This window comes from Streptomyces sp. MB09-02B (genome assembly GCF_033794485.1).
Taxonomy (GTDB): Bacteria; Actinomycetota; Actinomycetes; order Streptomycetales; family Streptomycetaceae; genus Streptomyces.
The window spans coordinates 1-11,063 of the sequence record NZ_JARGEE010000306.1 but is presented as its reverse complement, the minus strand read 5'-3'; the positions used below and the strand labels follow the sequence as shown (position 1 = coordinate 11,063).

The window sequence follows — 11,063 nt, the reverse complement described above, 5'->3', positions numbered from 1 at the left end:
GGTCAAGGGTGGGGGGGATGATCCCGAGTACGCGTTGGAGAAGGCGGTTGTGGTGATCGCTCGGGCGGCTCGGTCCCGTCGGGGTTGAGTTCTTCGCCCCCGCCGCCCCTACCCGTCCCGTCCTTCAGGGGCGCTGCCCCTTCGACCCGGGGGCGAGGGGAGGCACGGTGAGTGGGCACGCGCCGGAGCGTTGGGGCCTGTCGCGCAGTTCCCCGCGCCCCTGAAAACCCGAAAGCCCCGCCCTCCACCCCTGGGGAAGGGGCGTGGGGCGGGGCCTTCGGTTCGAGATGAGGGATCCGCACCCGCGTGGCGAACGCAGGCCGCGTGCGGATCCGGGGTGTCGGGTGGGAGCGGATGAGAGAGGGCCCGCTCTGGGTCCAGCCGACGGTCAGATCAAAGGTGAAGCTCAGCCCTTGAGGGAAGCGACCTTGGAAGCAAGCGCCGACTTCTTGTTGGCGGCCTGGTTCTTGTGGATGACGCCCTTCGAGACAGCCTTGTCGAGCTGACGCGCGGCAGCGCGCTGGTACTCGGTGGCCTTCTCGGCGTCACCCGCGGCAGCGGCCTCGCGGGCCTTGCGGATCGCGGTCTTGAGCGACGACTTGACGGCCTTGTTGCGAAGGCGCGCCTTCTCGTTGGTCTTGTTCCGCTTGATCTGGGACTTGATGTTCGCCACGAATGAGCCTTTTCAGCTTGGATTGAGCTTGATTTTCTCTGGCTGTGCCTCCTGCAGAGAGGGCATGAGACACAGCGGCCCACGTTACCAGCAGCTCTCGCGTCGGCCCAAACCGGTCGCAGCCCGCCACCCGTGGGACCATGGTGCCTACGTACAGACCGCCAGACCCGATCCGACCCGAGACCGCAGACGGCTGCGGACGCCTCAAGAATCAGGACCCTGCGTGCCCGCGATCCCTAGCCATGTGCCCGAGCCGAGCCGTACCGACCCGGCTCTGATCCGCAATTTCTGCATCATCGCGCACATCGACCACGGCAAGTCCACGCTCGCCGACCGGATGCTCCAGCTGACCGGTGTGGTCGAGCAGCGGCAGATGCGTGCTCAGTACCTCGACCGCATGGACATCGAGCGTGAGCGCGGCATCACGATCAAGTCCCAGGCGGTGCGTCTGCCCTGGGCGCCGACCACTGATCCGGGCAACACGCACATCCTCAACATGATCGACACCCCCGGGCACGTCGACTTCACGTACGAGGTGTCGCGGTCGCTGGCGGCCTGTGAGGGGACCGTCCTCCTGGTCGACGCGGCGCAGGGGATCGAGGCCCAGACCCTCGCCAACCTGTACCTGGCGATGGAGAACGACCTCAAGATCATCCCGGTGCTGAACAAGATCGACCTGCCGGCCGCGCAGCCGGAGAAGTTCTCCGAGGAGCTGGCGAACCTCATCGGCTGCGATCCCGCGGACGTGCTGAAGGTCAGCGCCAAGACGGGTGTGGGGGTCGACGCGCTGCTCGACCGGGTCGTGGCGGAGGTTCCGGCGCCGGTCGGCGTCAAGGACGCGCCCGCCCGCGCGATGATCTTCGACTCGGTGTACGACTCCTATCGGGGCGTGGTCACGTACGTCCGTGTGATCGACGGGAAGCTCAACAAGCGCGAGCGGATCCGGATGATGTCCACCGGCGCCACGCACGAGCTGCTGGAGATCGGGACCAACTCGCCCGAGATGCTGCCCGCCGACGGGCTGGCCGTCGGTGAGGTGGGTTACCTGATCACCGGTGTGAAGGACGTCCGGCAGTCGAAGGTCGGTGACACGATCACCAGCCAGGCGAAGGGGGCGACCGAGGCGCTCGGGGGGTACAAGGACCCCAAGCCGATGGTCTTCTCCGGCCTGTATCCGCTGGACGGGTCCGACTACCCCGAGCTGCGCGACGCGCTCGACAAGCTCCAGCTCAACGATGCCGCCCTCGTGTACGAGCCGGAGACGTCCGCCGCGCTGGGCTTCGGTTTCCGCGTCGGTTTCCTCGGGCTGCTGCACCTCGACGTGATCCGGGAGCGGCTGGAGCGCGAGTTCGGGCTCGACCTGATCGCCACCGCGCCGAACGTCGTGTACCGCGTCGTCATGGAGGACGGCGTCGAGCACACGGTCACCAACCCGAGCGAGTTCCCCGAGGGCAAGATCAACGAGGTGTACGAGCCCGTCGTACGCGCCACGATCCTCGCCCCGACCGAGTTCATCGGCTCGATCATGGAGCTGTGCCAGACCCGGCGCGGCACCCTGCTCGGCATGGACTACCTCTCGGAGGACCGGGTCGAGATCCGGTACACGCTGCCGCTCGCGGAGATCGTCTTCGACTTCTTCGACCAGCTGAAGTCGAAGACCCGTGGCTACGCGTCGCTGGACTACGAGCCCACGGGCGAGCAGACCTCCAGCCTCGTCAAGGTCGACATCCTGCTGCACGGCGACAAGGTCGACGCCTTCTCGGCGATCACCCACAAGGACGCGGCGTACGCGTACGGCGTGCGGCTCGTCGCCAAGCTGCGCGAGCTGATCCCGCGGCAGGCCTTCGAGGTGCCCATCCAGGCGGCCATCGGCTCGCGCGTCATCGCCCGCGAGACCATCCGCGCCATCCGCAAGGACGTCCTCGCCAAGTGCTACGGCGGTGACATCTCCCGGAAGCGGAAGCTGCTGGAGAAGCAGAAGGAAGGCAAGAAGCGGATGAAGATGGTGGGCTCTGTGGAGGTTCCGCAGGAGGCCTTCATCGCCGTTCTGTCCAGCGACGACAGCGCCGGCAGCGGCAAGGGCAAGAAGTAGCCACCGGTTACCCCCGGAAACTTGAGTGGAGCGTGGGCTCGTCGCGTGTCGCCGCGACGGGCCCGCGTGTGTTCGTAGGGTCGTTCTCGGTGGAAAGTGACCTGCCGCCGCCCCTTACCAACAGGCGGACCGCGCTCTACCCTGATCACCACTCGATAGTTACTCGCGAGTTAAACAACAGCCGCTTTGAGCCAGCCGCACAGTCCGTGAGCCAGCTGTACTGTCGCGTGCCCCGGAGGATGTCGTGAGCGACACACAGACCCTGATCGAGAACCGTCCGCCCTCGGTGGCGGCCCTCTTCCTCGAGCGCGTGGCGGCCACGCCCGACGGCGAGGCCTACCGTTACCCGGTGCCACCGGCCTCCGGGGAGGGGCCCTCCGACTGGAAGTCGCTGAGCTGGGCGCAGTCGGCCGAACGGGTCTACGCCGTCGCGGCCGGACTCATCGAGCTGGGCGTGCAGCCGGAGCAGCGGGTCGCCCTCGCCTCGTCGACCCGGATCGAGTGGATCCTCGCCGACCTCGGCATCATGTGCGCGGGCGCCGCCACCACGACCGTCTATCCGCAGACCAACGCCGAGGAGTCCGCGTACATCCTCTCGGACTCGTCCAGTCGGGTCCTCATCGCCGAGGACGCGGCGCAGCTCGCGAAGGCCCGGGAGAAGAAGGCCGAGCTGCCCGAGCTGACGCACGTCGTCGTCATCGACACCGAGGGCGCGGACCTCTCCGAGGACTGGGTCCTCTCCCTGGCCGAGCTCGAGAAGCGCGGCGCCGCGTACCTGGAGAAGAAGCCCGACCTGATCAAGGAGAAGGTCGGCGCGATCACCAAGGACCAGCTGGCCACCCTCATCTACACCTCGGGCACCACCGGCCGCCCCAAGGGTGTCCGGCTGCCGCACGACAACTGGTCGTACATGGCGAAGGCGATCGCCGCGACCGGGCTGGTCAGCGCGGAGGACGTGCAGTACCTGTGGCTGCCGCTCGCGCACGTGTTCGGCAAGGTGCTCACCAGCGGTCAGATCGAGGTCGGGCACGTCACCGCGGTCGACGGCCGGATCGACAAGATCATCGAGAACCTGCCGGTGGTGCAGCCGACGTACATGGCGGCCGTGCCCCGCATCTTCGAGAAGGTCTACAACGGCGTCGTCGCCAAGGCCCGCGCGGGCGGCCCGGCCAAGTACAAGATCTTCCAGTGGGCGGCCGGGGTCTCCCGCGAGTACGCCAAGGCCAGCCAGGACAACTTCCGCCGCACCGGCACGGCCTCGGTGCCGTTCGCGCTCGGCGCGAAGCACAAGGTCGCCGACAAGCTGGTGTACGCCAAGCTCCGCGAGGCGTTCGGCGGCCGGTTGCGGGCCTGTGTCTCCGGGTCGGTCGCGCTGGCGCCCGACATCGGCTTCTTCTTCGCCGGCGCCGGCATCCACATCCTGGAGGGCTACGGCCTGACCGAGACCTCGGCGGCGTCCTTCGTGAACCCGGGCGAGGCGTACCGCACCGGTACGGTCGGCAAGCCGCTGCCCGGCTGCGAGGTGCGGATCGCGGACGACGGCGAGATCCTGCTGCGCGGGCCCGGTGTGATGGAGGGCTACCACGGGCTGCCGGAGAAGACGGCGGAGGTGCTGGAGGCCGACGGGTGGTTCCACACCGGTGACATCGGTGAGCTGTCGCCCGACGGCTACCTGCGGATCACCGATCGGAAGAAGGACCTGTTCAAGACGTCCGGCGGCAAGTACATCGCGCCGACCGAGATCGAGGGGCAGTTCAAGTCGCTGTGCCCCTTCACCTCCAACGTCATGGTGATCGGCGCGGACCGGAACTTCTGCACGGCGCTCATCGCCCTCGACGAGCTGTCCCTCCAGGGCTGGGCCGCGGAGAACGGGCTGGCCGGGAAGTCGTACGAGGAGATCATCGCGGCGCCGGCGACGGTGGAGATGGTCGACGGGTACGTCAAGCAGCTCAACGAGGGGTTGCAGCGGTGGCAGACGATCAAGAAGTTCCGGTTGTTGCCGCGGGATCTCGATGTCGAGCACGGTGAGCTGACGCCGAGCCTCAAGCTGAAGAGGCCGGTGGTGGAGAAGGAGTACCAGCACCTGATCGAGGACATGTACGCCGGGGCTCGGGAGGCGTAGCGCCGTTCGTAGGGGGTGGCGGGGCTGCTTGGCGGCTGCGGGTTCGTCGTGGCCGGTCGCGCAGTTCCCCGCGACCCTAAAGGGCGCGGTTGTTCTCCACCAGGGTTCGGAGTTCACCTATCTGCGTGCGTATCTCGGTCAAGTCCGGTGCAGGCGCTGCCAGGTGTTTCTCCAGGGCCGCCAGGCGGGCGTCCACCTGGTCCGTGTGTTCGCGGCGGCTCGTCAACAGGTTCTCCAGCTCCCGCGTCTTGCGGTGCAGGTCCAGGAAGACGCTGACCTTCGCCCGTAACACCCAGGGGTCGAAGGGCTTGGTGAGGTAGTCGGCGGCGCCGGTGGCGTAGCCGCGGAAGGCGTAGCCGGTGTCGGCGTCCGTGCCGGTGAGGAAGATGATCGGGACGTCCTTGGTCTGGTCGAGGCGCTTGATGTGGGCGGCTGTCTCGAAGCCGTCCATGCCGGGCATCCGGATGTCGAGGAGGACGACGGCGAAGCGGTGCCGGAGGAGGGCCTTCATCGCCTCCTCGCCCGAACGGGCGCGGACGAGCGGCTCGTTGAGGGACGCCAGGACGGCCTCCAGGGCGAGCAGGTTGTCCTCCATGTCGTCGACGAGGAGGATGCCCGCGCTTTGGTCGGTCCGGTCCGGAGGGGTCATGGTGAGGGTGCCTCGTTCTCTTCCGTGCGTTTCTCGGGGGACGGCTCGGCGCCCTGCTGGACCTGGGGGGCCTCCGGGTCCAGGACCGCGCAGACGACCGTGAGCAGTTGGTCCACGTCCACCGGCTTCGGTACGTAGTCGTTGGCGCCGCGGGCGATGGACTTCTCGCGGTCGCCGGGCATCGCCTTGGCGGTGAGGGCGACGATGGGCAGGCCCGCCCAGCGGGGGGTGCGGCGGATGGCGGAGATCGTCTCGTAGCCGTCCATCTCCGGCATCATGATGTCCATCAGGACGAGTTCGACGTCCGGGTTGCGCCCCAGGGTCTCGATGCCCTCGCGTCCGTTCTCCGCGTACAGGACGGGCATGCCGACCCGGCCCAGGACATGGGTGAGCGCGAAGACGTTGCGGATGTCGTCGTCGACGATCAGCACGCGGCGGCCGGGCAGCACCTGGCCCGCGCGGCCCACCTTCCACGCCTCCAGCTTGGTGGGGGCCGGCCAGGAGTCCTCGCTGTCGTACGTGTCGGCTTCGTGCGCTGCCGGGTACGGCTCGGTCGTCAACTGCTCGGGTACGAGACTGCCGTGCTCTTCGACCACCGGGCCCGTCACCCCGTGGCCCGGGCTGAAGACCGGAACGTACAGGGTGAAGATCGAGCCCTTGCCGGGGACGCTCTCCGCGATGATGCGGCCGCCGAGCAGGCCGGCGATCTCGCGGCTGATGGACAGGCCGAGGCCGGTGCCGCCGTACTTGCGGTTGGTGGTGCCGTCGGCCTGCTGGAACGCCTCGAAGATCACCGGGAGCTTCTCGGCGGCGATGCCGATGCCGGTGTCCGAGACGGCGAAGGCGATCACCTCGTCGTGGTCCTCGCGGGTGTACCGGTGCTCGGGGTCCTTGACGCGGCTGACGGTGAGCTCGACCCGGCCGGACGCGGTGAACTTGATCGCGTTGGAGAGGAGGTTGCGCAGGATCTGCTGGAGGCGCTGCTCGTCCGAGTACATCTCGCGGGGGACGTCCTCGCCGACCGTGACCTCGAAGGCCAGGCCCCGGTCGAGGGTGAGGGGGCGGAACGTGGCGTGTACGTAGTCGAGGAGCTTGATCAGCGGGAGGCGTTTCGGGCGTACGTCCATCCGGCCCGCCTCGATCTTCGAGAGGTCGAGGATGTCGTTGATCAACTGGAGGAGGTCCGAGCCCGAGCGGTGGATCGTGGTCGCGAACTGCACCTCCTGGTCGGTGAGATGGCCGTCCGGGTTGTCGGAGAGCAGTCGCGCCAGGATGAGCAGGGAGTTCAGCGGGGTGCGCAGCTCGTGGGACATGTTCGCCAGGAACTCCGACTTGTACTGCGAGGAGGTGGCCAACAGTGCCGCTTTCTCCTCCAGTTCGGCGTTGGAGCGCTGCAACTCCGCCTGCTGCAGCTGCAGTTCGTCGGAGCGTTCCTGGAGCTGCATGGCGAGGCGCTGGGACTCGCCGAGGAGGGACTCCGTCCGGGAGTTGGCGATGATGGTGTTGATGGCGACGCCGATGGTGTTCACGAACTGGTCGAAGAACGCCAGGTGGACGTCGGAGAAGCGGGAGAAGGAGGCCAGTTCGATCACGCCGAGGAGCTTGTCCTCGAAGAGGATCGGGATGATCACGACACTCGACGGGGAGGCCTCGCCCAGCCCGCTGTTGATCTTGATGTAGCCCGGTGGGGCCTCCTCCACCAGGATCCGCTTCTTCTCCCGGGCCGCCTGCGCGACCAGGCCGTGCACGGGCAGGCCGCCGGTCTCGACGGTCGCGCCCTGCGCCGCGCCGTAGCCCGCGATGAACGCGAGGCCCTTGGTGGGCGCCACCGGCAGTGGGGCCGCGCCGTCCTCGTCGGGGTCGGCCAGGTAGAACGCGCCGTACTGGGCGTTCACCAGCGGGGTCAGCTCGCGCAGGATCAGGTCGGCGACCTCCATCAGGTCGCGGTGGCCCTGCATCAGGGCGGCGAGCCGGGCGAGGTTGGACTCCAGCCAGTCCTTCGCCCGGGTGGTCTCGCGGAGGTTGGCCACCATCAGGTTGATGTTGTCCTTCAGCTCGGCGACCTCGCCGCGCGCCTCCACCGTGATCGAACGGGACATGTCGCCCTGGGCCACGGCCGAGGCGACCTCGGCGATGGCGCGGACCTGGGTGGTCAGGTTCAGGGCGAGTTCGTTGACGTTCGTCGTCAGCCGCTTCCAGGTGCCGTACACGCCCTCGACCCGTGCCTGGCCGCCGAGTTGGCCCTCGGAGCCGACCTCGCGGGCCACGCGGGTGACCTCGGAGGAGAAGGAGGAGAGGGTGTCGACCATCGTGTTGATGGCCGTCTTCAGCTCCAGGATCTCGCCGCGCGCGTCCACGTCGATCTTCTTGGAGAGGTCGCCGTTGGCGACGGCGGTCGTGACCTGGGCGATGTTCCTGACCTGTGAAGTCAGGTTGTCCGCCATGTAGTTGACGTTGTCCGTGAGGTCCCGCCACACGCCGGACACGCCCAGCACCTGGGCGCGGCCGCCGAGCGCGCCGTCGGTGCCGACCTCGCGGGCCACCCTCGTCACCTCGTCGGCGAAGGCCCGCAGCTGCTCCACCATCGTGTTGACGGTGTCCTTCAGCTCCAGGATCTCGCCGCGCGCGTCGACGGTGATCTTCTTGGAGAGGTCGCCGTTGGCGACGGCCGTGGTGACCTGGGCGATGTTGCGGACCTGCGACGTCAGGTTCAGCGCCATGAAGTTGACGTTGTCGGTGAGGTCCTTCCAGACGCCGCTGACGCCTCTGACCTGCGCCTGGCCGCCGAGGTTGCCCTCGGTGCCGACCTCGCGGGCGACGCGGGTGACCTCGTCGGCGAAGGCGGAGAGCTGGTCGACCATCGTGTTGATCGTCGACTTGAGTTCGAGGATCTCGCCCTTCGCCTCGACGGTGATCTTCTTGCCGAGGTCCCCCTGTGCTACGGCCGTGGAGACGAGGGCGATGTTGCGGACCTGCGACGTCAGGTTGTCCGCCATGAAGTTGACGTTGTCGGTGAGGTCTTTCCACACCCCGGAGACACCCCGGACCTGGGCCCGGCCGCCGAGGTTGCCCTCGGTGCCGACCTCGCGGGCGACCCTGGTCACCTCGTCGGCGAAGGCGGACAGCTGGTCGACCATCGTGTTGATGGTGGACTTCAGCTCCAGGATCTCGCCCTGCGCGTCGACGGTGATCTTCTGGCTGAGATCGCCGTTGGCTACGGCGGTCGTGACCTGGGCGATGTTGCGGACCTGCGAGGTCAGGTTCGACGCCATGAAGTTGACGTTGTCGGTGAGGTCCTTCCAGACGCCGGAGACGCCCCGGACCTGGGCCCGGCCGCCGAGCTGGCCCTCGGTGCCGACCTCGCGGGCGACCCTGGTCACCTCGTCGGCGAAGGCGGACAGCTGATCGACCATCGTGTTCACGGTGAGCTTCAGTTCGAGCAACTCGCCGGTCGCCTCGACCGTCACCGTACGGGTGAGGTCTCCGCGCGCCACCGAAGTGGTCACGAGGGCGATGTCCCGCACCTGCGCGGTCAGCCGGGCGGCCATGGTGTTGACCGCCTCGGTCACGTCCCGCCAACTCCCGGACAGGCCACGGACCTTGGCCCGGCCGCCGAGCCGGCCCTCCGTGCCGACCTCGCGCGCCACCCGGGTCACCTCGCCGGTGAACAGGGACAGCTGGTCGACCATCTTGTTCACCGCGCGGCCCAACCGCCTGAGGTCGCCTCGCAGTTGACGGTTGCCGTCGTGCAGGTCGACCCGCTGGGTGAGGTCGCCGCCGGCCACCGCGTCCAGTACCCGGGTGGCGTTGGCGGCGGGGGCGACGAGGGCGTCGAGTGTCTGGTTCACGTCGTCGACGCGGGTCGCCCACGCACCCTGACCCGGGCTGGCCGACAGCCGCTCGTCGAGGCGGCCGTGCCGGACCAACTCGCGGCGCACGCGCTGTACTTCGGTGCCGAAGTGGGTGCTGCGGTCGATGATCTGGTTGAAGAGGGCGCACAGCTCCGCCACCGGGGCGGGGCCCGCCTCCGGTACCTTCGTGAAGCTGCCGTCACGGGCGGCGGTCATGGCCGCTGTCAGCGCGCGGAGATCGGATGCCCGGATCAGAACGTCCGTTTGGCTGTCTTTTTGACCGTCTCGGAGCACCCGCGTAGCACTGTTCTCACTCATGGTGGCCCACTTCGGTAACTCGGCGCTTATGGGCGGGGTCAGTCTGTCACTCTGTCCGTGCCGCCTGAGGCCTATTCGTCCGAACTTTCTCAGGGAGCCGCTCAGTGGGGGCCATTCCGACGCAACGGGAGACCGCGTCCTGTGCGCCCGATGCGCCCGATGCGCCCGCGCGCGTCGGGGCGGAGGCGCTGTCCGCCGGGTCCGCGTACGCGGGCGCGGACCGGCGCGCGGTGGTGCATGTGTCGCTGCCCGGGGGGCCGCTCGCGCCGGGAGCCGCCCGGCGCTTCGTCGGCAGCGCGCTCGCGGAGTGGGCCGAGCTCGAGCTGCCGGGCGCCGCGGCCCTCTCCGCCCGCCTCGTCGAGGACGCCCTCGTGGTGGTCAGCGAGCTGGTCACCAACGCGGTCGTCCACGCGGGCACGGACGTCGAGCTGCTGTGCCGTCTGGGGCGCGACGACCCGACCTCCGCCGGGTGGCTGCTCGTCGAGGTCTCGGACCATCACCCCTCCAGGGCGGTGCGGGAGGAGGGCGCCGAACGTCCCTACCTCGTCGAACGGCCATACGGGGCCGCCGAGTACGGACGCGGCCTGCGCCTCGTCGCGGCGCTCTCCGAAGCGTGGGGGATCACCTACCGCACCGGTATGAAGACCGTCTGGGCCCGGCTGTCGGTCGACGGGGCGATGGCGGTGGAGAACGCGTTCGGGGCGTACGGCGGTGACGTGTCCGGTGTGGGGGCCGAGGTCGCGCGGGCGTACGGCGGTGACGTGTCCGGCATGGGAGTCGAGGCCGCGCGGGTGTACGCCGACGACGAGGACGTACGAGGGCTTGATGATGCGCTGGCGTACGCCGGTGCGGAAGACGCGCGCGAACCCGATGGTGCGCGGGCGTACGCCGGTCGCGTCGGAGACGGTGCCGAGGACGTCCTGGAACAGGGCCCGGACCCGGTCGATCTGGTCGCGCCCGTGCCCCGGCGCGGCGGGGAGCGCGACCGGGAGTGGTTGAACCGGGGCGCGCTCTCCTTCCTGGCGGAGGCGTCCGATCTGCTGGCAGGGCAGCTCGACGAGGATCTGGTCGCCGCGCTCGCTGGGCAGCTGCTGGTGCCGAGGCTGGCCGACTGGTGCGCGGTGTGGCTGGAGGACGAGGGGCTGGGCTGGCGCGGCGGTGACGGTTCGCTCGGCCCCGCACCCCGGCTCGCCCGCGTCTGGCACGGCAGCGAGAACCGCATCGAGGAACTGCGCCGAGCCCTGGAGCAGAACCCACCCAGACTGCCCGATTCCGTGCGGTCGAGGGCGGTACCCGTGCCCTGGCCGGAACCAGCCGAGGAGGATCGGCCGGTGGGGGCGGGTGAGGACGGATCCGGG

6 protein-coding genes are annotated in these 11,063 nt (G+C 68.9%); 3 read left to right on the top strand and 3 right to left on the bottom strand.

Annotated features, from left to right (window positions below; genetic code table 11):
• Positions 1-406: 406 nt before the first annotated feature.
• On the bottom strand, positions 407-673 hold the full coding sequence (rpsT, locus tag P1P70_RS31905) for a 30S ribosomal protein S20 (protein WP_055515178.1): 267 nt from the start codon (positions 671-673) through the stop codon (positions 407-409).
• Positions 674-896: 223 nt separating this feature from the next.
• On the opposite strand from rpsT, the gene lepA reads away from it, so the two are divergent.
• Together lepA and P1P70_RS31895 are read left to right on the top strand one after the other, a co-directional pair.
• Positions 897-2,765 (top strand): translation elongation factor 4, encoded by a 1,869-nt coding sequence (gene lepA, locus P1P70_RS31900; RefSeq protein WP_319243978.1) that lies wholly within the window; start codon positions 897-899, stop codon positions 2,763-2,765.
• Between the two features lie 244 nt (positions 2,766-3,009).
• Positions 3,010-4,887, top strand: a complete 1,878-nt coding sequence (locus P1P70_RS31895; RefSeq protein WP_319243976.1) for an AMP-dependent synthetase/ligase — start codon at positions 3,010-3,012, stop codon at positions 4,885-4,887.
• 76 nt (positions 4,888-4,963) lie between these two features.
• Here P1P70_RS31895 and P1P70_RS31890 read toward each other — a convergent pair whose 3' ends face one another.
• Together P1P70_RS31890 and P1P70_RS31885 are read right to left on the bottom strand one after the other, a co-directional pair.
• A complete protein-coding gene (locus tag P1P70_RS31890) occupies positions 4,964-5,536 on the bottom strand; it encodes a two-component system response regulator (RefSeq protein ID WP_319243975.1) in 573 nt (190 codons plus the stop codon).
• Positions 5,533-9,705 (bottom strand): HAMP domain-containing protein, encoded by a 4,173-nt coding sequence (locus P1P70_RS31885; RefSeq protein ID WP_413471595.1) that lies wholly within the window; start codon positions 9,703-9,705, stop codon positions 5,533-5,535. The genes P1P70_RS31890 and P1P70_RS31885 overlap by 4 nt, the downstream gene beginning before the upstream one ends.
• 104 nt (positions 9,706-9,809) lie before the next feature.
• Between P1P70_RS31885 and P1P70_RS31880 the strand changes: the two genes are divergently transcribed.
• Positions 9,810-11,063 (top strand): ATP-binding protein (locus tag P1P70_RS31880; RefSeq protein WP_319243971.1); only part of this gene is annotated, 1,254 nt, incomplete at its 3' end.